This is a genomic window from Haloarcula amylovorans (genome assembly GCF_004681185.1).
Classification (GTDB): domain Archaea; phylum Halobacteriota; class Halobacteria; order Halobacteriales; family Haloarculaceae; genus Haloarcula; species Haloarcula amylovorans.
This window is the reverse complement of sequence record NZ_SRIF01000002.1, coordinates 582,499-608,532: the sequence shown is the minus strand read 5'-3', so window position 1 is coordinate 608,532 and position 26,034 is coordinate 582,499. Positions and strand designations below refer to the sequence as shown.

The window sequence follows — 26,034 nt, the reverse complement described above, 5'->3', positions numbered from 1 at the left end:
GAGACGCCCGAAGCTATCAGTGGTCGGCTTCGTGAGGGTTCGGCTCCGTCCCGTACCGCTCGGCGTGGTCGGTGTAGTCGATGAACCGCGGTGCGTCGGGGTCGAAGGGGCGCTCTAAGGACTCGAAGGCGTTCTTCTTGTCCCAACTCTGGAGACCGCCGATGGCCGAGCGGTCCTCCAGGTCGTGGTAGTCGAGGTCTGGTTCGGTCAGTTCCCACGCTTTCATCCCCTGTTCGGTGCGGACGATGACCGAGGAGAACTCGTCGCTCGACCCGACGGAGCCGACAGTGAGGTCGGCGCAGTAGCCCGTGAAGTCGGCACACTCGTCACAGCCCTTGAGCGCGGCGTCGTGGAACTCCTCGACGTCCTCTTCGAAGAGCATCTCGCCGTCGCGACCGTACACCATCAGCTTCCCGTGAAGGACGTCTAGCTTGCCGATGTCCTCGCGGTCGATGCCCCGCTCGTTCTCGATGCGTTCGCCGATGAGCGAGTAGTAGTTGAAGTTCTTGGTACACATCAGCGCGATAGTGTAGTCGACGGCCCGCACGCCGTCCTCTTGGGCGGCGTAGTCCCACTCGAAGTCCTGTAGCGCCCGGATACCCTCGATTTCGCAGGGCGTGCCGACCAGCGCCAGCGACGCCTCCGAGAGTGGAACGTCGAGTTTGTGCTCCCAGCGCGTGAGGTCTAAGTTCCCCAGCGCGAGCGTCTGGTTGTAGAAGCTTCCCGCGTTTGCGATGCACTCCTCGGGCGTCGTGGCGAGGAAGGATTCGGCCTTCCAGGCCTCGTCGTCGCTTTCGGTGGCGATGAGCGCGCCGTCTATCTCGCCGCTCTCCAGCAGGTGACAGAGGACGCTCGTGACCAGTCCACCGTCCTGTGCGTCCTCGCGCCAGTCGTCGCGGACGCGCGCGGAGAACTCCGTGATGGGGTCGCCGGCCCCGGAGACGTTGTCGTCGCCGCCAGTTATCTTCCACTGGCGCTCGTATCGCAGGCCGCCGCGGGGGCACATGTCCCAGCACAGCGAACAGCCAGTACACATCTTGACGAGTTCCGGCAGGTCGTCCTCGCCGATGCCGATGGAGTCGCTGGGACAGGCGGCGACGCAGGTGCCACACTGGATACAGCGGTCGGCGTCGATGACCGCTTCGTCGAGTTCCATGAACCACGTCTTCTCGTCGGGCGTCTCGATGTCGTTCATCTCCTCGCGGACGCCGTAGCCGGGCGTCTCTAGATCGACGCCGTCGGGGACGCCCACTCGCTCGTCCGGGCGGCCGTTCTCGACGTCCTGACTGGCCCCCGACGCGGGTTCGGTGAACGACACGTCGCCTAGCGAGCCGTTCTCGTCTACGTTGGCGGCCCCGGTCCCACCATCCGGACGAACGGTCCGGCCGCCGTCTGGACCGTTTCCGCGTCCCACCGAGTCGCGCTCGCCGTGGCCGTCACAGCCACACGAATTCCCGCAGCCACAGCCATCAGCGGAGTCGTCGTCTCCCGTCGCTGGCACGCCCGGTAGCGGCTCGCCACCGTCGGTGAACAGTGGCGGGTCCGAATCGTCGGCGTCGTCGGCATCGCTGGCTCGGGCTTCCCCACCGAGGAGTTCCGGCGCGACATCGGCCGGCGCGATTCCAGACTTGCGGCACTCGTCAGTCATCGTCGCTCACCTCGCCCCGGCCGGCCGAGTCGTCGGCGGCGACGCCGCCGGCCACCTCGGCGTCGGCCCGTCGCATGACCGAGCGCAGTCGGTCGTTATCGACCCGGCGGCACCACGCGTAGAACCGCTCACCGTCGTTTCGTTCGTCGGCGTAGGCCGCGAACAGCGCTTCGAGGGCCGGAATCACGGCGTCGGCCGGGACGGCCGTCTCGACCCAATCGAGGAAGGCGTTGTCCGCACCGAGGCTTCCACCGAGGCCGAAATCCATGCCCTCGACGATGTCGACGGTTTCACCGTCTTTACGAGGCGTCTCCGACGCCTCGGTGTCGTCGCCCTCGGCATTGGTGGCGTCCGCCGACTCCGCTACTTTGACCGTCTCGCCGCGGAACCCGATGTCCGCAATCTGTGGCTGCGCACAAGAAGCCGAACAGCCCGACATATGCATCCGAACCACGTCGAGGTCGTCGGGCGTGTCGATTCGGTCGTCTAGCTCTTTCGCCCATCGGCGGACCCGCCGTTTCGTCTCGATGATGCCGTAGTTGCAGAATTCGGAGCCGGTACAGCCGACCGCGCCCCGCGAGAACGGGCCGGGGTCGGGCTGGTAGTCGACGGCGAACGGTTCGTCCAGCAGAGCGGAGACGGCCTCGTCGGGGACGTGCGTGACGAGGAAGTTCTGGTCGGTCGCCAGCCGTATCGACGCCTCGTCGGTCCCGTATTCACGGGCCGCACGCGCCGCCTGTGCGAATTCCTCGCCGCCCATCCGCCCGGCGACGACGTTGAATCCGACGTAGCGTAGCCCGTCTTCGCGCTGGTCGTGAACGCCAACGTGGTCACCGCAGTATCCCTCCGTGAGGTCGGTCCCGCGGGTCGGCAACTCGACGCTACAGCGGTCCCGGACGGCTTCCTCGAACGCCTCGGCACCCATCTGCTCGACGAGGTAGCGCATCCGACAGACCCCGCGGTTGTTGCGGTCACCCAGCTCTTTGAACGTCTGGGCAACGGCGCGGCAGAACTCCACGGCGTCTTCGGGGGGGACGAACACGTCGAGCGGGGAGGCCATCCGGGGACCGTCCGAGAGGCCGCCGCCGACGCGGACGTGAAAGCCGTAGTGTTCGCCACGTCCCGTATCGCCGTCGAGTCCCTTCTTCGCCGGTGCCAGCCCCACGTCGTTAATCTGAGATTGGGCGCAGTCGTGGCGACAGCCCGTGATGGTCATCTTGAACTTCCGGGGGAGGTTAGCGTACTCGCGGTTCTCCGTGAAGAAGTCGGAGACGGCCTCGACGACCGGCTGCGCGTCGAAACACTCGTGGTCGGCGAGACCAGCGGCCGGACAGCCGAGTACGTTCCGCGCCGAGTCGCCACAGCCCTGAATCGTCGTCAGGCCGACCTCGTCGTAGCGCGCCCATATCTCGGGGATATCCTCGATTTCGATCCAGTGCATCTGGACGTCCTGTCGCGTCGTGATATCGAGGAATGCGTCGCCCCAGACGGGGTTTTGCCTTACGCCACCGTACGCCTCGGGCGCGGTAGCGAACTCCGTGGCGACATCACCGACGACTTCGGCTTGTGCGGGCGTCAGGCGGCCGCCCGGAACCTTCGTCCGGAGCATGAAGTAGCCGTCCTGTCGCCCGTGCGCGTACAAACCAGCCCACTTCAGCCGCTCCCACTCCCCGTCGCCCGCTTCCTGTTCTATCTCCTCGAAGCTCAACTCCGCCGCCGCGTACCGCTTGACGTCCTTGACGACGTCGAGCGGGTGTTTCTCTTGTTTCCATCGTTCGACTGTGTTCAATGAGACCACCTCACATGGCCGTGGTATGTGACACTCGCCCTCGCCCCTTCAACGCGCCCGTGACGGCGAAAACGGCCCCACCTCCCCCGAACAGGATATTGTTGCCGTCTCTACGCACGACTCTTCCGCTCGATGCTACCGCCGTCACGAGGTTGGCACGAAGGTTCTCCGGAGAGCGTCTGTAGAATGGGAAAATACTGCCGATATGTCTGGCCGCGAGCTCGCCGCTTCGACGACTCACTCACCGAAATAATGAAAAACATTATGAAATAGTATTTCACAATTGTATGCCATGCATCTCATTGGGACGAGAGCAGGGGTGGTGGCAGATGAGTAACGACGGGCTGATGGGCGTCGTTCGGACGATAACGCCGTCGTTCATTCGACGGAGTTTCGCGCTGAAGTTCTTCATCGCGTTGCTGTGTATCGGCTTACTCGTCGGGGCAGTGGGTGCTGTGGGAACCCAACAGATAACCGGCGAGTTCGAACAGCAGGTCCGCAACGAACACGCCACGACCGCGAAACAGGAGGCCAGCAGCCTCGCCGACTGGAACAAACAAAATCAGCTGTTCGTCGAGACGATGGCCCGGTCACAGCCGGTTCGAGGCGCCAACGTCTCCGAAATTCAGTCCGCGTTCGACAGCGAGCTCCGGGCACGCCAGTTCAGCGACGACGACCAACCGAACCTACACTACGTCGATGTCGGAACCGGCGTCGTAACCGCCTCGACGAAGTCGAAATATCGAGGCGAGACAACGGGTATCCTGAACCAGACGGTCAGAGACGTTCTCGACACTGGCTCGTCGACAGTCGTTACCGACGCGTACACGGACACACCGACGCTGGGGTCGCCACAGCCACGAATCGCGTACGTCACCCCCGCTGAGAACGACGATAACGGCGTCGTCGTCTACACCGTTCCACTCGATATCCGCACGGGCGAACTTTCGGGGACGGGCAACAGCATCAGCATGGTCGTCGACGGGTCGAACAGAGTCGTGTTCCATCAGATGGACAACAAACTGCTTCTCAAGCCCTACGGTGAAGACAACGACGCGCCGGCCGCCGCCCGTGAGAGCGGCCCGGCGAAACCGGGCGCGCTCCGGGCTGGTCCCGCACAGGGTGCCCTCAACGCGTCCGCAAGCATGGCCGGCAAGGAGTACGTCGTCGGCTACGCACAGGTGCTGAACACGGACTGGGTCGTCCTCGTCCACACGAACCTCGACGTGGCCTACGGGACCGTCCGAAGCGTCGCCGACCGCGGGCTCATCGCAACGGCGCTCGGCGTCGCGGCCATCGGTGCCATCGGTGCCGTCCTCGGACGCAACACCGCCAGCTCGCTCAACCGACTAACCCGAAAGACCGAACAGATGCAAGAGGGCGACCTCGACGTAGAGATACACTCCGAGCGAATCGACACCGTCGGCCGGCTCTACGCCGGATTCGGGGCGATGCGCGACTCGCTACAGGAACACTTAGCTGAGGTCGAACGCGAGCGAAAACGCGCCGAAGTCGCCCGTGACGAGGTCATTGAGACCAACGCCTACCTCCAGAGCAAGGCCGCGGAGTACTCGGAAGTGATGGAGCAGGCCGCCGCCGGTGACCTGACCCAGCGCATGGAGGCCGACGGCCAACACGACGCGATGGACGCCATCGGCGAGGACTTCAACGAGATGATCGAGGAACTGGAGAAGACGACAGGACAGCTCAAGAGCTTCGCCGGTAAGGTCGAAGAGTCCGGGACGGTCGTCGGCACCAGCGCCGCGAGCGTCAAGGACGCCGCCGAGCAGGTGGCCGAGTCGATCCAGATGATCTCGGACGACGCACACACCCAGCGCGAGGAGCTTCAGCAGGCTACCGAGACGGTCGACGCCGCCGTCGCCGCGCTCGACGACGGCGATGTCGCGGCCGCCCGCGACCGACTCGGAGCCGTCGCCGGAACGCTCAACGACGTCGCCGACGCCACCGAGAACACGATGTCCGAATCCGAGAACGTCGCCGGTGCCGCCGAGGAACAGGCCGCGGAACTCAACGAAGTCAGCGCTCGCGCGGACGAACTCGTCCGCTACGTCGGGCCGCTGTACGACGTTCTCGACCGCTTCGAGACGGAGTCCGAACACCAGTTCGTCTTCACCGGCGGCCCCTCGATCGCACAGGACGACGACTGAGAGCGACGGTTCGTTTTTCGACGGTCTGTTTCCTGTCCGGTTTCACTCTGCAGGCGACGCTGTCTCCGTCTCGGTCCCCATACCGGTCTCTGTCTCCGTTCCCATGCCGGTCCCGGTCTCGGTCGCTTCGCCCATGCCGGTCTCCGTCTCCTCGCCCATTCCGGCCGTGGTCTCGGTTTCGCCGCCCATGCCGGCCTCTGTCTCCGTAGCCATGCCCCCTTCTGTCTCGGTCGCAGCGCCACCGTCACCGCCGTCACCGCCATCGCCACAGCCGGCCAGGACTGCCAAACCGCCGGCAGCGAGTGTCAGTACACCGCGTCGTGTCTGGAACTGTCGAACCATACGTCGGCCCCGACTCTATCCACCGACATTAGCAGTCACCGGCTATCGCCAGTCGGTTCGGCTTACTCGTCGTCGGGGGAGAACGGCCCGATTCCATCGCTCAGAGCGAGAAAAGCGTCGGATAAGTCGGCGTTACCGCGACCGTCGGTCGACCGCTATTCACCCAGTAGCCGATCGACGATCTCTTCGGGGTCGAACGGTTCGAGGTCGTCGTAGTCCTGTCCCGTCCCCAGAAAGAGGATGGGCTTGCCCGTGACGTGCGCCACGGAGATAGCCGCGCCGCCCTGCGGGTCGGCGTCAGCCTTCGTCAACACCGCGCCGTCGATTTCGGCGGCGGCGTCGAACTCGCGGGCACGGTTGACCGCGTCCTGTCCGGCGACGGCCTCATCGACGAACAGCGTCATGTCAGGGTCGATGTTGCGGTCGATCTTCGCCAGTTGGTCCATCAGGCCGTCGTTGGTGTGGAGGCGACCGGCGGTGTCGCCCAGCACCACGTCGACGTCGTTGGCCTTCGCGTACTCCACGGCGTCGTAGATTACCGCCGTCGGGTCAGACCCTTGTTCGTGGGTGATGACCTTCTTGTCGAGGGTCTGTGCGTGCTTCTGGAGTTGTTCGTTCGCGCCGGCGCGGTAGGTGTCGCCGTTTGCCAGCACCGTCGAGAGACCACGGTCTTCGAAGTACTGTGCGAGCTTAGCGATGGTCGTCGTCTTCCCGACGCCGTTGACGCCGGTGAAGACGATGACGACGGGCGAGTCGGCGTCCCGAACGCGCTCGTCGAAGTCGAACTGGCCGACACTGATGACATCGTACAGTGCCTCGCGCAACGCATCGCGCACGAGGCTTCCCGTACTGGAGAGACGGCGGCGGGTCTGGCCGGTGAGATTCGCCTTGACGCCGTCTAAAATCTCGCCCGCGACGCTCATCTCCACGTCGCTCGACAGCAAGGCGAGTTCGAGGTCGTCGAGGTGGTTCTGAAGGTCGTCTTCCTCGATGACCGTCTTCCCGGTCGCCATAATCTTCGCCCGCTGAGTCAGGCTCCGGCCGTCATCCTCCTCGTCGTCCTCGTCGCTCTCCTCGACTTCTTCGGCCTCTTCGGCCGCCGCTTCAGGCGACGTGGCTGGCGTTCCGGTCGGGGCGTCGGGCCCGGTGACCTCCGCGTCGTCTTCGTCGGCCGCAGTCTCGGCTTCGGTCTCGGTGTCAGCGTCACCTGCCGACGGATCCTCGTCGCCGTCGACCGGTCCCGGCGGCTCCTCGGCGGCGGTGTCGGCGTCGGCTGTCGTCTCCGGTGAGGCCGTCGCCGTCGCTTGCGGTTCGACCGTCTTCTCGCCGGGGCCGCCCTCGGGCGTGTGCTCGTCGGGTTCGGTCTCGGTGGCTGTCGAGTCGTCTTCGGCGGCTGCCGCCGCTTCGCTCGCTGTCGACTCGTCTTCGACCGACTCCTCGTCGGCCAGTTCCTCCTCGACGGCGTCGTCGTCGACGTCCTCTTCGACGTCGCTGGTGAACCCGCTGAGTTTGTCCTTCAGTCCGTCGAACATGTGGCCTTACTCGTCGTCGCCTTGCTCTTCTTGCTGCTGTTGCATCATCTGCTGCATCTGCTGTTGTTGCATCTGCTGGGCCTGCTGTTCGAGTTCCTCCTTCTCGGTCTCGACTTCGGCAATCTCGGACTGGAGGTCCTCGATGCGGTCGTCCAGCGTCTCCTTTTTCGTCTCCAGCGAGCTGACAGCGCCCTCCTGGTCGCGTTCGGCGGCGTAGCCGCCGCCCAGCGAGACGACGATCTCGTCGATGTCGTCGACCGTCGCACGGATGTAGGCGTCGCCGCCGACCGGAACCTGCACGGTCGAGCCGGATTCGAGGGTCTCGATGGCCTCGATGGCCTCGTCGGCCTCGGTCTTCTCCTGACGGAGTCCTTCGATCTCCTGTTCGATAGCCTCGATCTCCTGGTCCATCTGCTCGATTTCCTGGGAGATCTGCTGCATCTGACCGCCGCCGCCGCCACCGCCGCCCATCATGCTGCCACCTCGTCGATGGTGATCTGTGTACGCTTTAAGTTGTGCTGGGAGCCGAAGTCGCTGTAGACGCGCTCTTCGGCGACGCTCTCGTTGGGTGCCTCCACTTCCTTCTCGAACTCCTGTGGGCCGTCTCGGGCCGGGAAACTACCACGAACAGTGAACGTGCTCATGTCCTCCGGTGCGGGCACGACAGGGAAGTATCTTCCCCTTCCGTCCGTTGCGGTCCCCGTTTCTGCGTGCGTTCGACGGCGTGTGTCGACTCACGCCTCGCCCGTGTTACGTGAGACGACGTAGGCCTCCCCGCGAACGGTGAACCGTCGGTTCTGCTCGTCGTAGCCGACGACGTTGTCGACGACGTGGGCGTCGGTCCGCAACACGACTCGGTCGGTCTCGTCGGTGAGAAACGGCAGCGTGTTCCGGAGGCCGCGTCCCACCCCGGCACCCGTTCCGGCCATCAGCTGCTCGGCGATGAGCCGCTCGGTGGCAGTTCCGGTGCGTTCGAGCGTGAGCGTTCCGTCGGGCGGGTGTTGTCCGTCGTCGAACTGGTCGGTGGTGACGGTGACCGTCGCCCCATCGCGCTGGGCGATGGCGTCGGGCGTCGGTTCCACAGAGACAGGGTCGCCGCGTAGTTCGACGAGTGCGCCGCTCTGTGGGACGGGGTGGCCGTACCCCGCGACAGCAGCGTACTCGCCGCCGCCGAGGTAACCCTGCGAGAGCCCGCCGTTCTTACAGTCGTCCCCGCAGGCAATCGGGTCCCCCTGAGACGCCCAGAGCGACCACTGTTTGGTGCCGCCGGGCGGGAGGCCGCGACAGTCGTCGGTGTGCATTCGCGGGGCGACGTAGAACCACTCGCCGTCGACGAGTTTGTAGAGGTTCCAGTGCCCACACTGCAGTGTCTCTCGGCTGTGGTTGACCATCTCGAAGTCGACGCGGCCGTTCAGTTCGAGGCGTTCGGTCGAGGGCCGGACGAACGCCGCCGTCCCGGGACCGGCTTCGTGGTACCACTGGACCTGTCCGCCGCTCGGAAACGTCGGCACCGAGCGCCCGGCGAACCGGGAGTTGACCGACGGACCGGGACTGTTCGAATCCCAGACGTTGAGCGAGGTATCGCCGCCGAACCGATAGGTACCGGTCGGTCGCCCTCGCATTCCGGGCGACCCGACGAGTTCGAACTCCAGTCTCGCCCACTCGCCGGGACCCAGGCGGGCGGTCCGGACCATCCACGGTCCCACCTCGTCGGCACGCCAGTACCCGCTGTCGGCGCGGACGACCGCCGGCACGCGCCGGGCGAGGTCGTTGTTCGGAGTCGGCGCGAGGTGGAGGGCGTCGTCCTCGTCGTGTTCGGCCGGCGGGCGGCCGTGGATCTGTCCGACCATCGGAATCTCGCCGAGCGTGAACGTCGTCTCGGCGTCGGTGCCGTTCTGGAACCAGCCACGGAGCCTGGCGGGATGAGAGGGCGTCGCGGTCCGGTCGAACCACAGCGCAATCTGCCCGCCGTCGGGCGCGTGTATCCACGAGTCCAGCGCGTACGTCCGCGGTCCCGTCTCCAAGTTGATGACCCTCGTCAGCGTCTCCGGCCGTGGCGGGTCGCCGCCCGAGTTCGTCGCCGTGGCTGGCGAGTGAGTGGTCGACGAGTCGGGCGTCGGCCGGTCCGCAGGCGTGATACTCGACACCTCGTCGGTCTCCCCCACCCCGAACGAACAGCCCGCCACCCCGGCAACGCCGGCCGCCAGCGACGTGAGGAGGGCACGTCTTCGCATTGTCGATACCTCGGGCGCGTAGGCTTTACACTTTCTGGACGGAGCACGTCGTTCAGTCATTCGAGCGCCGCGATTTCCGTCGCTAGCCGACCGAAACCAATTTTGACACGCGTGGGAAAAACCGTGTATGGGGATTCGCGCCAATCCCGAGCCGTTCCAGACGCCGGAGCGACTGGACGTGCGCTTCGGGACGGTGGCCGGACTCTACGTCGCTACGCTGCTTTCGCCGGCGCTCCTGTTTGTCGGAGTGCAGTGGCTACAGCTAGAGAGCGGGCCGTTCGCGCTCGGTTTGCTCGGTGCGGTCGGGGTGGTCCTCACCGCTCTCGTCGCGTGGCAGGTCACGCGGCGGGGCGGAGTCGTGGCGTGGTTCAATTCGACGTGGCTGGCGGTACTCGTTCCCGCCGTCGGAGTGATTCCGCTGTTCGCGTACCACTTTCAGGCTCTCCTCTACGTCGCCTTTTCGCTCACAGAACTCCAATCAGAGAGCGCGGCCAATCTCGTCGGCGTCACCGGCTTCTGCCTGGGAATTGTGGCCTCGGTTCTCGGTAGTGTACTCGTCCAGATGGCTCGCGCTCGACTGGTGCACGCGACGGTGGACGACGGTGACGTCGACACCGAGTGGACGGCCGGGTGGCCGCCACGGGACAGACTCAAACTTGCGGCCGCCACGCTCGCCGTCGTCGTCCCGCTCTTCGGACTGGCGGTCTGGCAACTGGGTGGGGTCGGAGTGATGGCATTCTCGTCGCTCTGTATCGTGTCGATAGTCGCTCTCTCCAGTCTGGCGGCCAAGCGCACGTATCGCGCGACCCCCGCAGGACTGGAACAGCGACGAGCGGGCAGACTGTTCGTCTCCCGCCATCTCGTCTCGTGGTCGCAGTTCGAAGGTTTCACCGTGACCGACGATGCGGTCGTCCTCCACCGGCCGCTCCCGCATTTCGACGTTCGGTGTAAGCGCTGGGACCTCATGACTAACGACGAGGCGGTTATCGCGGCACTGGCCGCGCATCTCGACCGCCGGGACTCGTAGCCGCCGTCGAGAAGCACGACGAGTCGGCCCGCGAGCGACGCGCTCGCCGCGCGATTTAAGCCGTCTCGTCCGGTAGCGGCGGGCGTGAACGAGCGTGGGCACACACGACGGGGGTTTCTCGCCGGGGTCGGGAGCGCGGTCCTCGGGTCGCTCGCCGGCTGTCAGTCGGCGTTCAACCCGCTCGCCTCGACGGTACTCGACGAGTTCGCGGCGACGCAGTTCCGGCAGGGACTGTTGAACCAGGGGTATACGGACCAGTCGATCCCCGAGCACGTCGTGAAAGCGTGGGCGGTGCCGACCAACCGCGGGGACCACACTGCCGCGAAGGGGAGTCCGGCGCTTTCCCCGACCGGCGACCTCGTCGTCGCCGACGACACCGGCCGGATACGGGCCCTCTCGACAGGCGGCGAGGGACAGTGGGCGACCACCATCACGCAGGCCACCCGGGGGAGCCACGGAACGGCGGCTATCGCCAACGACACGGCCTACGTCGGCACGTACGATGGCGCGGTGTCGGCCGTCGATATCGAGACCGGACAACGCCGCTGGCGGACGCAACTCGGCGACGCCATCGGCGCGAGTCCGACCTACTACAACGGACTGCTCTACGTCGCTATTGAGCACTCGGCACCGAGCGGGAGCGTCGCGGCGGTCGACGCCGCGACCGGCGACGTCCACTGGCGGGACTCCTGGCCGACGAACCATCCCCATTCGACGGTGGCGCTTGACCGCGAACGCGGCCGCCTCCTGTTCGGGTCCAACGATGGTCGCGTCTACGCGTGGTCCTTTCCCGACCTCGAACGGGCGTGGACCTACGACACCGGCGGCGACGTGAAAGCGCCGATCGCTATCGCCGATGGCCTCGCTATCGTCCCGTCGTGGGCCGGGACGATCACGGCGGTGAACGTCGACGACGGCTCCCGCGAATGGGAGTTCGCGGCCGACGCCGACGTGATGTGTGCGCCTGCCGTCGCCGACGGGACCGTCTACGTCGGCAGCCACGACGACCGGATCTACGCCATCGACCTCGACAGCGGCGACGAAGTGTGGCGCTACGACACCGGCGGCTGGATTATCGGGAGCGTCGTCGCCACGCCCGAACACGTCTTAGTGGGGTCGTACGACACCCGCCTCTACGCGCTGGAGAGAGAGACCGGCGACGTGACGTGGTCGGTGCCGAACCGCGGTCACGTCACCAGCGCGCCGCTCGTGACCGAGGACGCGATCTACTACACGGAGCGAGCGCAGTGGGACGACGAGGAACTGGTCGGGCCGGGGTATCTCTATAAGTTGAGCGAGGGCGCGTAGCGTCCTCGATACTGAGGCGGCAAAGCCGCCGAGGCACGGTGCAGTGAAGCGCGTTCTCAGTCCGACTCCGCGGTGGCGTCGTGACTCGCGTTCGCCTGTACCTCCGCGCCGTCGGCGTGAAACGACCCCAGAACGTTGTAGAGGCCGCGTTCGTAGATGTCCGGTTCCTTGCTGATTCCGATGTGCGACCCGATTTTCGCGTCGGCCCAGTAGGCGCGGTGTGGTCCCTCGAACAGCCGTTTCAGGAGTCGGGGGTCGACCTCCATCTTGACCCGCCCGTCCTCGTAGTCGTCGGTGTCGAGGTCCGTCGTGTAGTCGAACCCGCCGCCGTCCATCGGCAGTTCGAGACAGATGTCGTCGACGAGCGGAATCAGTACCGTGGTGTCCGTCTCGTAGCCGATTCGGGCGCGCTTGCCCTCCATGTTCTCGTAGGCCAGCGGGACGTACGCCCGGAACTCGTCGACGGTCGGCATCGGGTCGGACTCGTAGTCGAACGAGCGCGGGGCCAGTTCTTCCTCGATGTACCGTTGCTTGGCCTCGGGGTCGACTGATTCGAACGGGGCCGAACGCTCGCCCGTCGTCACGTCGATGTACTCTCCGGAGTTGAGGAAGACGCACTCGTGGTCGTCGTCGGTATTGGCCTCGAAGAACGCCTTGGCTTCGTTTCGCGGCGGGTTGGCGGTGTACTCGTTGAGGTGTGCGAGGTCACCGGCGAGGACGTACTCGCCCGCGAAGGGCATGTAGTAGGTCGGTTCGAACAGGTCGATGAAGTTCAGGGCTAACTCGTGTTTCTCCTGGATGACGCGATCGCGCTCGGCGAGTTTCTCCTCGTGGTCGTAGTTAGTGACGGCTTGCGGGTAGAACTGCGCCGCGCTGTACTGGTGACAGAGCATGTCGACATCGCCGTAGTCGCGCTTTATTTTCTGACAGCTCGACTCGGCCATCGGATACGGACAGTCGTTCGTGTTGACCAGCGTCTGTTCCCCGTCGTCGATGACCGCCATCGAGTCGACCTGCGTCGACCCGGTCTGGTCGGCCTCACTGTCGTACCACGTACAGCCGAAGAAGTTGCCACAGAGTTCGGGGTCACAGCCGTCGGCCGCGAGGACGTTGATGTGGGTGTCGCCGCCGAGGTGAGTGCGCTGGTCGTGGGGCAGTTCCACGGCGTCGAACCCGAGGTCCTCGACGGCCTCTTGGAGGTAGTCCCAGCGGTAGTCGTGAATGAGGACGGGGATGTCGCTGTCCATCCGTTCGAGCGTGGGCGGGTGAAAGTGGTCGGGGTGGACGTGCGAGACGTAGATGTAATCCACATCGTTGAAATCCTCCGGCTCGAAATCAGGGGCAGGATAGTGCGCCCACGAGCCGTAGTATGCGCCGTCGAGCAACCACGGGTCACAGAGCACCTCCACGTCCCTTGTCTCGACCAGCACTGCCGCTGATTCGAGGTACGTGACTTGCATCGTCTGCTCGTTCGGAAGGGTCGACTATTGTTATCAACAGATTGCCAAGAATAACGTCGAGTTATTTTTCGGTGAGGGTCAAAATACCGTCGGTACGCCGTCTATACGGCCGCTATACGGCCATCGAACACTCGCGGTAGTGTGAGCATCTGAGTCTCCGTCCGTGGGAAACGAAACCCCTTACAGCCTCGGTCGCCGATACGCCGGTATGAGTACGATTCGGGTCGTCTGGGGGACGGCGACCGGCCCGACCGCGCTGTCGTCGTACGACGCGGCCTTAGCCGAGGCTGGCGTCCACAACTACAACCTCGTGACCCTCTCATCGGTCATCCCGACAGGACCGACCATCGAAGTAGTCGACACCGCACCGGACCTCGGGCCGCCTGGCGAGGCCATCGAAGTCGTCCAGTCGGCGGCCACCGCCGCACCCGGCGACCGCGCGGCCGCTGGCATCGGCTGGGCGCGCACCGCCGACGGCCCCGGCATCTTCTACGAGGTAGACGGCACCGACCCTGAGGCTGTTCGCGCGGAAATCCGCGAGGGGCTCGCCGCAGGCCGCGACCTCCGCGAGTGGGACTTCGTCGAGGAGACGGTCCACGTCGAGTCGGTCGCACCCGACCACGACTACGCTAGCGCGGTGGTGCTCGCCACCTACGGCGAGAGCCATCCCGTGGTGTAGCGCCCGAGAGCCGCCCTTCGTGTCGGCTGCGAACGACGCACAAGCCACGGGGTTTTTAGCACCCTGCCCCCTACGTGGAGGAGAACGTCCATGTACGGAAACACGTCCTTCGGCGGTGACACGGAGAAAGTGACGCTCACTCCAGAGCAACGACAGACACTCCGCGAAGACTTAGCGAGCGTCGCCGCCCGGACGCGAGACCTACTCCCAGGTGAGTTCGTGGTTGGGTCGGAGATAAGCGACAGTGAGAGCGGCCCGCGAGCGACCATCGCGGTCCAGCCGCCGGTCGGCTCCGTCGTCAGCGCGGGCTACGCGCCGGAAGACCCGGAGAGCGCGACGATAACGTCCGACGAACGCGACGACCTCGCACAGGGCATCGCCGCTTCCGCGGCCCTGCAGGTCAAACAGGTAATGGGCGACGACCCGACGCCGACCGCGCAGTAAGTTACGTTCCGTTTTCCGCGGGCGGGTTGTAGAACAACGCGTAGCCGATGGACCCGCTGGCCGAGAGGCTCCCTGCGGCCATCGCGGTGACGACGCTGAACGACGTGAGCACGGCACCGAACGCGGCCAGCACCATCGACAGGGCGATACTCGCGAGGACGAGGTCCGCCGTCGCGGGCAGAGAGGCAGGTCCGACCATCTCGTCTCGACAGAGGTGCGCCAGCTAATTAAATATTATTACTGCCCGTCCGGCGTGGTTTGTACCGTCCATCCCTCGTCGGCGACGAGGGCCTCGCGGGCGGCGCTGTAGTCGCGCGTGGCCATCCCGTAGTACGACTGACGGCCGACCGGCGTCTGGCACCGGAGGACGAGGGTGTGGTCAGTCACGTCGAAGACGGTCAGCGATTGGCGACCGACCTCGTCGGTCCACGTCTCGCGGTACGACCCCTCTCGGCTCACACAGCGCTGGCCGTACTCCCAACTGTGTGACTCTGCACGCGAAAGCGGTATCGGGAACGTCGAGGCCAGCGGGTCCGCCGTCGGTGTGTCTGACGTTGCCATGTGGTGGTTCTACACGAAGCGACGAAAAAACCGTGTTGCTTTCGGCGGTCGGGACGGTCCGGGTCGACGCTCTCAGCGTCGTCCGTTCACTTCCCCCAGAAGGGGTCACGCTTGCGGTGCTTCTCTAGGTACATCGACAGCGCCTCGCGTTCGTCGACAGAGATGTCCTCTGTGAGTTCCTGTTCGAGAATCTTGGCGTGTTTTTCGGGAATCTCGACCCAGAGGTCGTCGCCTTCCTCGATTTGGCGGCCGACCGTCGGGCCGTCGATGGAGGCGGCGAGTCGCTCGCCTGCGCGGGCGTCGTCGACCTCCTCGCCCTCGTCCTGGAGGGATTTGAGGCGGCCGACTCGCGTCGGCTCGTTGCCTTCCCACTTGACGACGTTGACGTTGCGGCGGAGTTCGCCCGACAGTACCTCGACGCCGACGACGGCGGGATCGGACTGCCTGAACGTGTGGTCATCGAGGACGCGGAACTTCGCTGGGCGCGTGATGTTGTCGAGGATCTGTTCTTGTTGGGCCTCCTCGATAGCGGTGACGTGGTCGTCGTAGCGCTCGATGAGCTGGTAGATGACGTCGTCCTCGAACAGGTTCACGTCCTGTTGTTCGGCGAGGTCGCGAGCGTCGTCTAACACCTCGACGGAGAACGCGAGGATGGCCTGATGGGTCGGTTCGTTGGCCGTCTCGGCGACGCGAACGTCCCGCGGGGCAACGGCACCGACCTCGGCGCGCATGATGGGGATCTCCTCCTCTTCGAGGGTGCTCGAAATCGCTTCAAGCGAGCCGAGCGTGTCGGCCTTGACGACGACGCCTTCGTCTTCGGTCGTGACGGCGATCTCGGCGAGTTCCTCCTGCACTTCGGCGACGACCTCCTCCTGGTCGCGGTCCCGGACCACGCGGATGGGTGCGCCGGCCATCGCGTTGTCCAGATCCGGCGCGGCGATCTTCACACCGTCGGCGGCGGCAACCTCCTCGACCTGTTCGAACTCCTGTTCGGTCCGTATCTCTTCGAGAGGACGGGGGCGCAACAGCGCGCGAACGTCAGTGACGATGGGACCTTGGAGGCCACCGACGACGATGGTGTCGTCGGCCCGGATGGTGCCGTCGTAGACGATGGCGTCGAGCGTCGTCCCGAACCCGCGGGTGTCTTTCACTTCGAGGACGGTGCCGACGCCGGGACCGCTGGCGTCGATCTCCATCTCTTCTTTCATGTAGCGCTGGGAGAGGCCCATCATCACCGTCAGCAGGTCGGGGACGCCCTCGCCAGTCTCTGCGGAGACGGGGACGACGCCGATGTTGGCCTGGAAGTCCTGCACCCGCCAGTACATGTCCGCCGAGAAGCCGTTGTCGGAGAGTTCGCCGATTATCTCGTAGAGCTTTTCGTTCAGATCCGAAGTGACCCGGTCGGACTGGGCGTCCATCGTCGCCTGCACTGGCTGGTTCTCGTTGGGGTTCCAGCCGGGGACAGTGTCGATCTTGTTCGCGGCGACGATGAAGGGCGTCTGGGTCCGTTTGAGGATGTCGATGGCCTCCAGCGTCTGCGGTTGGAAGCCGTCGTTGACGTCGACGACGAGGATGGCGATGTCCGCGAGCGCGCCACCACGGGAGCGAAGCGTCGAGAACGAGTGGTGACCGGGTGTGTCGATGAACAGCAGGCCCGGCAGGTCGAAGTCCGTCGGGTCGACGAGTTCGCCCGCGATCTCCGAGATGACCGAGAGCGGCACCGCCGTGGCCCCGATGTGTTGTGTGATCGCTCCGGATTCGCCCGCCGTCACGGCCGATCCGCGAATGCGGTCGAGCAGGCTCGTCTTCCCGTGGTCGACGTGGCCGAGCACTGCGACGATGGGCGTCCGGAGAGTGTGGTCCGTCTCTGTGGTGGCGTCGGTATCAGACATAGATGGCCCCAGAAGTTATCGAGAAACTATCGTCCGTAGTAGTTAAGTTCGTCGTCATAGCGCTCGCGCCGGTCTCTGCGAACGACTCACACCGGCGACGCCGATTCGGTTTCGTACGCGTCCTGCGGCTGGGACGAAAACGACGCTGCGACGGGCGTCAGACGCCCGTGGCGTTTATGTGACCGCGCTCAGAAAGGGGGGTATGGCCGAGATACTCGCCGAGAACCTCTCGGGGAAAGACGTCATGGGTACCGATGGGGCGGAGATCGGCAGCCTCTACAACATCACCATGGACATCTCCTCGGGGACGCTGTACAACCTCGTCATCGACCCCGCCGAGTCGCTTCGAAACACGGACTTCGAGTACACCGACCAGGGCCGCCTTCTGGTTCCCGTCGAACGCGTGAAGGCGGTGAAAGACCACATGATCGTCAACCGGTAGATGTACGTCCTCGATTCTTCGGCATTTATCAACGAGTACCACACCGACGAGCGCATCGCTTCGATCCCGCTCGTCCAGGAAGAACTCGAAGGCGAGGCGGCGTTTCGCTTCGACGCCCTCGAAGGCTCGGGAATGCACCTCCACATCCCGGAGGAGAACACAGTCGAGCGCATCGAACGCGCCGCCAGAGAGACGGGCGACCTCGCGGAACTCTCCGAAACTGACGTTCGTCTCGTCGCCGCCGCCTTCGAACTCGACGCTCGCCTCGTCACCGACGACTACGCCATGCAGAACGTCGCGGAGAAACTGGACGTGAGCGTCGAGGTCATCGCCCGCGAGGGCATCTCCGAACAGCGCGACTGGCTGTTCCAGTGTGCCGGCTGTGGTCGGGAGTTCGACGAGAACCACGACCGCTGTCCGATCTGCGGGAGTTCGCTCTCCCGGAAGAATCCCGCGTAGCCGGAGCGACTGCACAGAGAGCGGCAGTCGCGGCGGCTGTACTACCAACGGTCGCTGGGGCAGTACGCGGAACTAGACGATCCGTTCTTCGACGTCTTCGAGACCGAGGTCGATGAGCTGTTTGAGGACCTCTTCCTCGGTGATGCCGTAGCGGCGGGCCAGTACCGCTACTGCCCGGGCTTGGTCGTCGTCACACGAGACCGTGTACCGGGTTGCCATGTGCACCGCTGTTTCCTGTCTGTGTGCATAAATGTCCGTCAGACAGCCGTCGCACGGCGGCTCACACCGGGAGCGAGGCCCCGGTCGTCGCCAGATAGTAGTTGAGCGCGAACAGCCCGGCGTTCCAGAGACCGTGGGCCAGCGCCGGGACGGTGATGCTCTCGGTGTACTCGTAGATGGCCCCCAGCACCAACCCGAGTGCGCCGGCGATGAGGATGTACGTCCACGCGCTCCCGGAACTGATCGCGAAGAAGTGGCCAATCCCGAACAGCAGACTCGCGAGCAACAGGCCGGGGACGAGACCGAACGACCGCCGGAACAGCCCCTGGACGATGCCCCGGAAGACGAGTTCCTCCGCCGGACCGACGAAAAACAGCGCGACGGGAATCATATAGAGGAACAGCCGCGGGTTGTTCCGCCCCTCCGTGATGACGCTGTTCTGGCCGGTTTCGACGGGCGTGCCGAACACCGCTTCCACTGCCGCCGAGAGGAGGTCGACGACGACGCCCATCACCAGCGCGCTGAGGAAGATACCGAGGACGCCCAGCAGCGCCCAGCCGAGGTCCGACAGTGTCGGCTTGCGGACGTGGACCAGCGAGTCTTCCTCTCTGAGTCTGACGAAGCCGTAACCGGCCGCGATGAAGCCGACGAACGACAGCGCGTTCACCACCGCGTAGGCAATCGGGGACCGGGTCAACGCACCCTGGGACTCGATGCCGAACAGGGACAAGCCGAGCTGTGCGAACACGCCCGCAAAGAGGAAAGCGGCCGCGACGACGGCCAGCGCACGGACGGCGCTCGTCGCGATGGTCCGACCGTCAGCCACGGAGACGTACGGGGGAGTGAATGCCATAGCGGGAGTTACCGGCCAGTAGTCGGTGAATCCACAAGACCCCACCGATTGGGCGACACGTGGGTCGAGCGCGACGACGCGACCGACGCGACTACGGCGACCGGTCGTCGATGTGGTGGACCACGCTCGGCGAGAGCAGTCGGTTAGTCGGGAGCTTCACCCAGCCGTTCGCCATGACGCGTACCGCGCCTTCATGGAGGACCGCGTCTTGGTCGGCGTCCGCGTACACGACGGCGTCGGCGTACTCTTGGACGACATCTTCGAGCGCATCGCCCCAGACCGGCTCATCTGAGAGGACCATGACGTGGCTCTCTCACCGACGCGGCAAAAATCCCGTGCCAGACGCGCTATGGGCGTCGCTCGAACTCCCGGTCGCTCGACTCCCGTCTCAGTCCTCGTCAGAGATCAGGTAACTCGGCCGCTCCGCGACGGTTCGGGTCTCTTCGGTGTCCTCGCCGGAGAGCAGGCCGCGGGCGGCCCGCTTGCCCCACTCGACGGCCGGTTGGGTGAACGTCTCGACATCGGCGAGTTCGCCGACGAGGACGCAGGCGGCCTCCGTCGCGTAGAGCAGTTCGCCCAGCGAGCGAGCATCGAGCCGGTCGATTTCGATTTCGACGGCCGGCCGTTCGGCCGCCGAGAGGCTGGCGACCGTCGCGTCGTACTCGGCGTCCAGCAGTTCGCCGAGGTTTGTACCAGCGAGATAATCGAGCGACTCGTGGCCAGCCTCGGGGACCGGCACATCGGCCCGTTCGCGGGGGCGAACGACCGTGACGACCTTATCTCGTGGGCCGGCGCGATACAGTTGGAGCTGGGAGTGCTGGTCGGTCGCACCGAGCGCGCGGGCCGGGGTCTGGCCACGGCCCTCCTTCCCGAGGCTCTCGGCCCACAACTGGGCGAACCACTCGGCGAAGACCTCCAGTCGCTCGGCGTAGGGCATGAAGGCGTTGACCGCCGCGCCGCGCTCTTCGAGGGCGTAGGCGACCGCGCCGTAGGCATAGGCGGGCGTCTCGAACAGTGACGGTCCGAGGCCGTCAGCGGCGTCGGCCCCGCCAGCAAGTAGTTCCTCGATATCGACGCCGAGGATGGCCGGCGGGACCAGTCCTACCGACGACAGCGCGGAGAACCGACCGGGGACGCCGTCGGGGACCGGCAGCGTCGGGAGGTCTTCCTCGTCGGCCAGTTCCCGGAGCGGTCCCGACTCGCCCGTCGTCACCACGGTCCGCTCGGTCCAGTCCACGTCACGGTACTCGTAGACATCGCGGACGACGAGGAAGTTCGCCAGCGTCTCCGCCGTCGTTCCGGACTTCGAGACGACGTTGATAGCGGTCTGGGAGAGCGGGAGGTCCGAGAGCGTCCGTTCGACGTGTTCGGGGTCGACGTTGTCCAACACAACGTGTCGCTCGGGGTTCTCCGCCAGCGCCGAGGTAATCGTCTTTGCACCTAACGCCGAGCCACCGATGCCGACCGTGAGAACGTATTCGGCGTCGGCCACGGGAGAAATGGCCTCTCGAATCGCGTCGGCGTCCGTTCGCTCCGGCAGGTTCAGCGCGGCGTAGCCGAACTCGTCGTCCGCTCGCCCCGCCGCGATACGCTCGTGGGCCTCGGCCACTCGCTCGTCGAGTTCTTCGAGTTCCGCCTCGTCGATGCCCGGCTCGGCGACGGTACCAAGCGCGGCACCGATGTCCACGTACATACGTGGCCCGTCGATTCGGCGTTACAAATAGCTCGCGGCTGACGGAGAGCGGGGCGTTTAACCGCCCCGTCGCCATAGCAACGGTGATGACAGACGCGTCGACCGTCTCCGCCGAGGAGACGACGAACTCCTACAACGGTCTCCCGGGGGCGTTTCGCTACGCGCTGGGCGCGAGCGACTCGTGGCTGTTCAAGGGGTACCTCGTGGTGGCGCTGCTGTTGACCCTCGCCATCGCGCTCGCCTTCGCACTCGGATTACTCGTGCTGTTGTCCGGGTCTGAGGGGCTTCGCGGCGGGACGTTCACCTTCTCGCGTTCGTTTTTCCTGTTCGTGGGCCTGCTCGTCGTCGCGCCCCTACTGACCCCGATCCTGCTGGTCGCGCGACGGCACCGTCGCACCGAATCCTCGGTCGTGTACGACCGCGCCCTCGCACTGTCCGGGTTCGTCTTCGTCGCGTCGCTGTACGTCGGTCTCGTCGTCTCGGTTCCCCCGCAGTTACAGGAGCCGACCGGGAGCGCCGTCGTCCAGACGCTGTACGCTGCGCCGCAACTCGCGGGGCTCGCTCCCCCTGTCTTGGCTGCCGCGCTGCTGTACGCTGTCCACCGCTTCCTGCGATAGCGACGGGTCGAAACCCGGAAAAACGCCGCTGGCGTAAGCGTATCCATGACAACGAAAGAGGGGACGTTTCTGGTTACCCACGCCGACGAGGAGTCCGCGACGCTCCGGGACGTAGCCGATTCACAGGTCCTGACGCTTGCAGAAAATCCCGGACTGGAAGCCGGATCGGTCGTCGAGGCGACGGTCGAACCGGAACCGCCGATGGAGATGACCTACACCGTGATCGATCTCGCCGACGAGCGGACGATTCCCGTCGAGACGGTCGACCTCGCACCGACGACGCAGGCGAAGGACCTCGCAGCCGACCAGTCCGTCGGCGAGGTGACGACCCGCGAGCGGGCTGGCGAGGGCGAGATTCACGTCCTGACGGTGCCCGAGGAGCGAACCGAATCCGCCGCCGAGGAGATTCTCGAAGACGAGGCGACCCGTTCGCGGGCCGCCCGCCTCGGCGTCGATCGGGTCGAAGTACGAACCGCCGCAGGTGTGGTAAGCGTCCGCTATCTGCCCGACTGACCGGCGCTTCGGGCGGCACCGACCCAGTCCGGATTGGGAAGGCTTATTCGGGGGCGTGCCAACCCCTCGCCCATGGTCGCGTTCGAGGTCCCCGAAGTCGATTATACCCAGTATTCGAACCGCCAGCTGGTGGCGATACCGCTGGCGGTACTGGCGCTGGCCCTGGCGGTTATCGCCGGATGGTGGGTGCTGACCGGCGCGCCGGTCACGATGGGGATCGACTTCACGGGTGGCTCCGAAATCACGGTTCAGACGTCGCTCTCACAGGAGGAGATACGCTCTTCGTTCGACGACCCGATCGTCTCCGTCCAGGGTGTCGCCGGGGAGAACAACCAGTACATCGTCACGTTCGAGTCCTCCGAGATGGGGCAGATTCGCCAGACTGCAATAAATAACGAACAGATGGAGTTACGCGGGAGCGGGTCGGTCTCGCCGGTCTTCGGCGGGCAGAACCAGCAAATGGCCGTCATCGGAATGGCCATCGCGTTCGTCGGGATGAGCCTCCTCGCCTTTGCTTTCTTCCGGACGTTCGTCCCAAGCATCGCCATCGTCCTCTCGGCGTTTTCGGACATCGTCATCCCCGTCGCGGTGATGAACCTCGTCGACATCAAGCTCTCGCTCGGCACTGTCGCCGCCTTGCTGATGCTCATCGGATATAGCGTCGACTCGGACATTCTGTTGAACAACCACGTCCTCCGGCGATCCGGGGGGTTCTACGAATCGACGTACCGGGCGATGCGGACCGGTGTGACGATGACGCTCACCTCCATCGCGGCGATGGCGGTGATGGCCGTCGCCGCGACGCTCTTCGGCATCGACCTGATGGCCTCCATCGGTCTCGTCCTCGTCCTCGGACTCTCTGCTGATTTGATGAACACCTACATGCTCAACGTCACGCTGCTTCGCTGGTACAAGTACGAGGGAGTCAACCGATGAGCGCGATACGCGAGAACTGGCGTATCGGCGCGCTGATACTCCTCCTCCTGGTGAGTGCCGTGGCGCTGTTCGTTCCAGGCGTCCCGCCGGGCAGCAACCCGTCGGCCAACGATTCGTCGGCGGCCGGCTCCGAAGGGATGACGAACCTCCAGTACGGCATCGAACTGAACGGTGGGACACGCATCCGCGCCCCCGTCGTCGGGATTACGGCCGAGGGCATCGACGTTCCGACGAACACCACACAGCGGGCCCAACTTGAACAGACGCTGGCTAATAGCCTCGGCGTCGATAGAATCGACATTCAGGCCGTGCCGCGGGCCGAGGGTGGGACCGTCGAGGTGTTCTCGAAGAACGTCTCACAGTCCGATTTACAGACAGCGCTCGAAGACGCGGGCTACCAGCCCGAGACGGTCCGACAGGGCGTGACCGAACAGACGCGCGACGAGATGGTCGAGGCCATCGACCAGAAAATCTCCACGTCGGCGCTCTCGGGTGGGACGGTGACTCAGGCCCGCACCGGCGAGCGAAACTACATCGCGATTACGGCCCCGGATAAGGACTACGAGGAACTGCGCAGCATCCTCGAAGACCGGGGTATCGTCCGGATGTACGCCTACTATCCGGCCGAGAACGGCACCTACGTCCGCAAACCCGTGCTGGATCAAGGGGCTGAGGCGATCCGGGGAACTGGGACGATAAACCAGCAGCAGACTTCTGCCGGTGGCGAGTCGTACACGTTCTCGGTGACGATGGAGGAAGGGGCGGCCCAGTCGTTCGCACAGGAGATGGCCGCCGCCGGATTCGGTAACGGCGGGTTCTGTAGTCCTCAGCAAGCCCAGGCCAGAGGGCAACCCGTCGAGTGCCTGCAGGTCACCTACGAAGACGAAATCGTCTTCAACGGCAGCGTCAAGCCTGGGCTCGGCAGCTCCTTCGCCGACGGCTCCTTCGCCGAGAACCCGACGCTGACCATCGAAGTGCCGTCCCGAGAGAAGGCACAGCAGGTGAAGCTCAGCCTCGACGCGGGACAGCTCCCCGCGCCGCTCAACTTCGACCCGCAGGTGACGCAGACGCGCTCGCTCGAACCGGCATTAGCCGACCAGTTCAAGACGAACTCGCTGCTAACGGGCTTGCTCGCCGTCGCCGCGGTCAGTCTGGTCGTCTACGGGCGCTACGGTCGGGCAGAGGTCGCACTGCCGATGATAGTGACGGCGCTCTCCGAGGTGTTCATCCTCCTTGGCTTCGTCGCGTTCGTCCAGTACCCGCTGAACTTATCTCACTTGGCGGGATTCATCGCCGTCATCGGGACGGGGGTGGACGACCTCATCATCATCGCCGACGAGATACTACAACAGGGTGAAGTCGAGACCGGGAGAGTGTTCCAGAACCGCTTCCGCAAGGCATTCTGGGTCATCGGCGCGGCCGCGGCGACGACGATCGTCGCCATGAGTCCGCTGATGGTGCTCTCGCTCGGCGACCTCTCCGGGTTCGCTATCATCACCATCGTCGGCGTCCTCATCGGCGTGCTGGTGACGCGGCCGGCCTACGGTGACATCCTCCGAAACCTCGTGCTGGACGAGAGCTGAGCGGGGCGAAACCCCATCACCAGCGGGCGTTTCTGCGGTCGATGACTTCGTTTCGATCCAGTCACACGATACTGTTTGGTACTGGTTGACAAATTACTTTAGATTGACTTATATCCGTACGCGACGTAGGTTCTATTCCCGCTGGAACGCGGGGATACACTGAACGACGCATCTCAGAACTGCCCGTACAGGACATGAAGGGACGCGTTGGGGGCAAGAACCGAGCAGTCTGTCACAGGACTCCGAGGGTAACGCTCTGAAGGAGAACCGCCACAGCCCATCGCCGGTCCGGCCGGCCGGATCGGTAGCAAGGCCAACTACCGGATATCACGTAAGTGGCATTCGGGAACCTGGTACGTCGGCAAGGCTGGTGAGAGCCCAGCTAAAGTCCACGCGGACAAGGCCGGTGCAAGCCCGGCTAAACGCCGACAGTGTGCCAGCACAGCCGCAGGGGCTGTCGAAAACATCTCCCGTTCAGGTCTAAACCGCGTTCGCGGGGTCTTTCCAGCTGTCAGAACTCGCCCAGCGTCGCCTGTTCGGCGGCCGCGAGCACGTCCTCACACGTCGACCAGGACGCCCGCGCGCAGTCAGGCAGGTCGCCGTGGCGACGCACGTAGTCGGCCAGAAATTCTCTCGTCGTCGGGTCGCTCGGGTAGCCCGAACCGACGTCACCGTACGTCTCGCTGAGCGCCGCGACGTGGGCGTCACGAGCTACCTTCGCCACGATCGAGCCAGCGCCCACCAGCGGGTCCGTCTCGTCGGCTCCGTGTTCGGCCGCGACGGTCACGTCGGCGGCCACCCGGTCGGCGACGCGGCGACCGAACCGCTCGGCGTCGGTGTCGCCCGCGTCGACGGTACCAGCCAGTCCGTCGCTCGCCACGCCCGAGAGCGCCTCGGCGTGGGCCGCGACGGTCAGCGTGTTCATGTCCGTCTCCGGGTCGTCGATACGAACGACCGGAATCTCCGCGACGGCGACGGCGTCGGCGGCGCTCCGAATCTCCGTCGCCAACTGCTCGCGGCGCTGGGGAGCGATATCTTTCGAGTCCCCGACGTCCTCCGGGAGCGCCTTCAGGTCGGCCCGGACGGCCGCGGCGAACATCGACCCCAACACGGGTCCTTTGCCGGCCTCGTCGACGCCGAATCGCATGGCTGGTCGATTCCGCGGCGACACGAAAGTCGTTGCGGTCGTCGATTCGGCAGAGTAGTCGCGGGCAAACGAACTCGACCCCAAGGTTACCGCCGGTAGTCGAGTGTTACAGGAAAGGTTGATATAGTGGAACCGTAACCACCGAGACGATGGGCGACTTGGACTGCATCTACCGCGCGCTGGCCGCCAGAGAGCGGCGTCTCGCACTCTCCTGTCTGCAGGATCATCAGACGCTAACGCTCGCAGACCTCACTGAGCTAGTGCTGGAACGGACAGACGAGGCGGACATAACGACTGTCTCGGAGGACAGAATCCGTGACACCTACTTTGCGCTCTATCACACGCACGTCCCGATTCTAGAGGAGAGCGACCTCGTCCGATACGACCAGACCGACGACCTCGTCACCGTGACGGAACGGGTTCGACCTGCGCTGTCGAGCGTGCGCGAAAACCTCGACGCGATACTGACCGCCGAGATCGACGGCTAA

At 65.1% G+C, this 26,034-nt stretch carries 28 protein-coding genes; 12 read left to right on the top strand and 16 right to left on the bottom strand.

Annotation, left to right across the window (positions count from 1 at the left end; genetic code table 11):
* Positions 1-16: 16 nt before the first annotated feature.
* Positions 17-1,648: a Coenzyme F420 hydrogenase/dehydrogenase, beta subunit C-terminal domain gene (locus E4S61_RS10265; protein ID WP_135303839.1), complete on the bottom strand. Its 1,632-nt coding sequence runs from the start codon at positions 1,646-1,648 to the stop codon at positions 17-19.
* Positions 1,641-3,437, bottom strand: a complete 1,797-nt coding sequence (locus E4S61_RS10260) for a ferredoxin--nitrite reductase (protein WP_135303838.1) — start codon at positions 3,435-3,437, stop codon at positions 1,641-1,643. Before E4S61_RS10260 ends, E4S61_RS10265 begins: the two co-directional genes overlap by 8 nt.
* A gap of 329 nt (positions 3,438-3,766) precedes the next feature.
* On the opposite strand from E4S61_RS10260, the gene E4S61_RS10255 reads away from it, so the two are divergent.
* Positions 3,767-5,605, top strand: coding sequence for a PDC sensor domain-containing protein (locus tag E4S61_RS10255; RefSeq protein WP_167768469.1), 1,839 nt, complete (start codon positions 3,767-3,769; stop codon positions 5,603-5,605).
* A gap of 42 nt (positions 5,606-5,647) precedes the next feature.
* Here the strand turns inward: E4S61_RS10255 and E4S61_RS10250 are convergent, their stop codons facing one another.
* The 5 genes from E4S61_RS10250 to E4S61_RS10230 all read right to left on the bottom strand — a co-directional run bounded on the left by E4S61_RS10250 (position 5,648) and on the right by E4S61_RS10230 (position 9,713).
* Entirely contained in the window at positions 5,648-5,947 is a 300-nt protein-coding gene (locus E4S61_RS10250; protein WP_135303836.1) for a hypothetical protein, read from the bottom strand.
* A 155-nt stretch (positions 5,948-6,102) separates the two neighbouring features.
* On the bottom strand, positions 6,103-7,479 hold the full coding sequence (gene ftsY, locus E4S61_RS10245; protein ID WP_135303835.1) for a signal recognition particle-docking protein FtsY: 1,377 nt from the start codon (positions 7,477-7,479) through the stop codon (positions 6,103-6,105).
* A 6-nt stretch (positions 7,480-7,485) separates the two neighbouring features.
* A complete protein-coding gene (pfdA, locus tag E4S61_RS10240) occupies positions 7,486-7,953 on the bottom strand; it encodes a prefoldin subunit alpha (RefSeq protein ID WP_135303834.1) in 468 nt (155 codons plus the stop codon).
* Complete coding sequence (rpl18a, locus tag E4S61_RS10235) at positions 7,950-8,123, bottom strand: 50S ribosomal protein L18Ae (RefSeq protein WP_135303833.1); 174 nt, start codon at positions 8,121-8,123, stop codon at positions 7,950-7,952. The genes pfdA and rpl18a overlap by 4 nt, the downstream gene beginning before the upstream one ends.
* A 90-nt stretch (positions 8,124-8,213) precedes the next feature.
* Entirely contained in the window at positions 8,214-9,713 is a 1,500-nt protein-coding gene (locus E4S61_RS10230; protein ID WP_135303832.1) for a hypothetical protein, read from the bottom strand.
* 127 nt (positions 9,714-9,840) lie between these two features.
* Here E4S61_RS10230 and E4S61_RS10225 point away from each other — a divergent pair, with 127 nt between their 5' ends.
* On the top strand, positions 9,841-10,740 hold the full coding sequence (locus E4S61_RS10225; RefSeq protein WP_135303831.1) for a hypothetical protein: 900 nt from the start codon (positions 9,841-9,843) through the stop codon (positions 10,738-10,740).
* An 84-nt stretch (positions 10,741-10,824) separates the two neighbouring features.
* Positions 10,825-12,048, top strand: a complete 1,224-nt coding sequence (locus E4S61_RS10220) for an outer membrane protein assembly factor BamB family protein (RefSeq protein WP_135303830.1) — start codon at positions 10,825-10,827, stop codon at positions 12,046-12,048.
* 56 nt (positions 12,049-12,104) lie between these two features.
* Here the strand turns inward: E4S61_RS10220 and E4S61_RS10215 are convergent, their stop codons facing one another.
* A complete protein-coding gene (locus E4S61_RS10215) occupies positions 12,105-13,508 on the bottom strand; it encodes an MBL fold metallo-hydrolase (protein ID WP_135303829.1) in 1,404 nt (467 codons plus the stop codon).
* A 208-nt stretch (positions 13,509-13,716) separates the two neighbouring features.
* Between E4S61_RS10215 and E4S61_RS10210 the strand changes: the two genes are divergently transcribed.
* Complete coding sequence (locus tag E4S61_RS10210; protein WP_135303828.1) at positions 13,717-14,187, top strand: pyruvoyl-dependent arginine decarboxylase; 471 nt, start codon at positions 13,717-13,719, stop codon at positions 14,185-14,187.
* 90 nt (positions 14,188-14,277) lie between these two features.
* Positions 14,278-14,631, top strand: coding sequence for a DUF5811 family protein (locus E4S61_RS10205; RefSeq protein WP_135303827.1), 354 nt, complete (start codon positions 14,278-14,280; stop codon positions 14,629-14,631).
* Position 14,632: 1 nt separating this feature from the next.
* Here the strand turns inward: E4S61_RS10205 and E4S61_RS10200 are convergent, their stop codons facing one another.
* From E4S61_RS10200 to infB, 3 genes are all read right to left on the bottom strand, one after another.
* Entirely contained in the window at positions 14,633-14,830 is a 198-nt protein-coding gene (locus E4S61_RS10200) for a hypothetical protein (RefSeq protein ID WP_135303826.1), read from the bottom strand.
* A gap of 38 nt (positions 14,831-14,868) precedes the next feature.
* Positions 14,869-15,192 carry a hypothetical protein gene (locus E4S61_RS10195; protein ID WP_135303825.1) on the bottom strand — a complete coding sequence of 108 codons (324 nt, stop codon included), beginning with the start codon at positions 15,190-15,192 and terminating at the stop codon, positions 14,869-14,871.
* Between the two features lie 86 nt (positions 15,193-15,278).
* Positions 15,279-17,084 (bottom strand): translation initiation factor IF-2, encoded by a 1,806-nt coding sequence (gene infB / locus E4S61_RS10190; protein ID WP_135303824.1) that lies wholly within the window; start codon positions 17,082-17,084, stop codon positions 15,279-15,281.
* 202 nt (positions 17,085-17,286) lie between these two features.
* Between infB and E4S61_RS10185 the strand changes: the two genes are divergently transcribed.
* Both E4S61_RS10185 and E4S61_RS10180 read left to right on the top strand, forming a co-directional pair.
* Complete coding sequence (locus E4S61_RS10185; protein WP_135303823.1) at positions 17,287-17,526, top strand: PRC-barrel domain-containing protein; 240 nt, start codon at positions 17,287-17,289, stop codon at positions 17,524-17,526.
* Entirely contained in the window at positions 17,527-17,985 is a 459-nt protein-coding gene (locus E4S61_RS10180; RefSeq protein WP_135303822.1) for an NOB1 family endonuclease, read from the top strand.
* A 72-nt stretch (positions 17,986-18,057) separates the two neighbouring features.
* On the opposite strand, the gene E4S61_RS10175 is transcribed toward E4S61_RS10180, so the two are convergent.
* The 4 genes from E4S61_RS10175 to E4S61_RS10160 all read right to left on the bottom strand — a co-directional run bounded on the left by E4S61_RS10175 (position 18,058) and on the right by E4S61_RS10160 (position 20,750).
* Complete coding sequence (locus tag E4S61_RS10175) at positions 18,058-18,204, bottom strand: ribbon-helix-helix protein, CopG family (RefSeq protein WP_135303821.1); 147 nt, start codon at positions 18,202-18,204, stop codon at positions 18,058-18,060.
* 61 nt (positions 18,205-18,265) lie between these two features.
* Positions 18,266-19,057 carry a CPBP family intramembrane glutamic endopeptidase gene (locus E4S61_RS10170; RefSeq protein WP_135303820.1) on the bottom strand — a complete coding sequence of 264 codons (792 nt, stop codon included), beginning with the start codon at positions 19,055-19,057 and terminating at the stop codon, positions 18,266-18,268.
* 91 nt (positions 19,058-19,148) lie between these two features.
* Entirely contained in the window at positions 19,149-19,358 is a 210-nt protein-coding gene (locus E4S61_RS10165) for a hypothetical protein (RefSeq protein ID WP_135303819.1), read from the bottom strand.
* A gap of 87 nt (positions 19,359-19,445) precedes the next feature.
* Complete coding sequence (locus E4S61_RS10160) at positions 19,446-20,750, bottom strand: glucose-6-phosphate isomerase (protein WP_135303818.1); 1,305 nt, start codon at positions 20,748-20,750, stop codon at positions 19,446-19,448.
* 86 nt (positions 20,751-20,836) lie between these two features.
* Here E4S61_RS10160 and E4S61_RS10155 point away from each other — a divergent pair, with 86 nt between their 5' ends.
* The 4 genes from E4S61_RS10155 to E4S61_RS10140 all read left to right on the top strand — a co-directional run bounded on the left by E4S61_RS10155 (position 20,837) and on the right by E4S61_RS10140 (position 24,399).
* Positions 20,837-21,367, top strand: a complete 531-nt coding sequence (locus E4S61_RS10155; RefSeq protein ID WP_135303817.1) for a hypothetical protein — start codon at positions 20,837-20,839, stop codon at positions 21,365-21,367.
* 45 nt (positions 21,368-21,412) lie between these two features.
* Positions 21,413-21,880 carry a DUF5812 family protein gene (locus tag E4S61_RS10150; RefSeq protein ID WP_135303816.1) on the top strand — a complete coding sequence of 156 codons (468 nt, stop codon included), beginning with the start codon at positions 21,413-21,415 and terminating at the stop codon, positions 21,878-21,880.
* A 72-nt stretch (positions 21,881-21,952) separates the two neighbouring features.
* Complete coding sequence (gene secF, locus E4S61_RS10145) at positions 21,953-22,816, top strand: protein translocase subunit SecF (RefSeq protein ID WP_135303815.1); 864 nt, start codon at positions 21,953-21,955, stop codon at positions 22,814-22,816.
* Positions 22,813-24,399 (top strand): preprotein translocase subunit SecD, encoded by a 1,587-nt coding sequence (locus tag E4S61_RS10140; RefSeq protein WP_135303814.1) that lies wholly within the window; start codon positions 22,813-22,815, stop codon positions 24,397-24,399. The genes secF and E4S61_RS10140 overlap by 4 nt, the downstream gene beginning before the upstream one ends.
* 511 nt (positions 24,400-24,910) lie before the next feature.
* Here E4S61_RS10140 and rnhB read toward each other — a convergent pair.
* Complete coding sequence (rnhB, locus tag E4S61_RS10135; RefSeq protein ID WP_135303813.1) at positions 24,911-25,546, bottom strand: ribonuclease HII; 636 nt, start codon at positions 25,544-25,546, stop codon at positions 24,911-24,913.
* A 149-nt stretch (positions 25,547-25,695) separates the two neighbouring features.
* Between rnhB and E4S61_RS10130 the strand changes: the two genes are divergently transcribed.
* Positions 25,696-26,034 carry a DUF7344 domain-containing protein gene (locus E4S61_RS10130; RefSeq protein ID WP_135303812.1) on the top strand — a complete coding sequence of 113 codons (339 nt, stop codon included), beginning with the start codon at positions 25,696-25,698 and terminating at the stop codon, positions 26,032-26,034.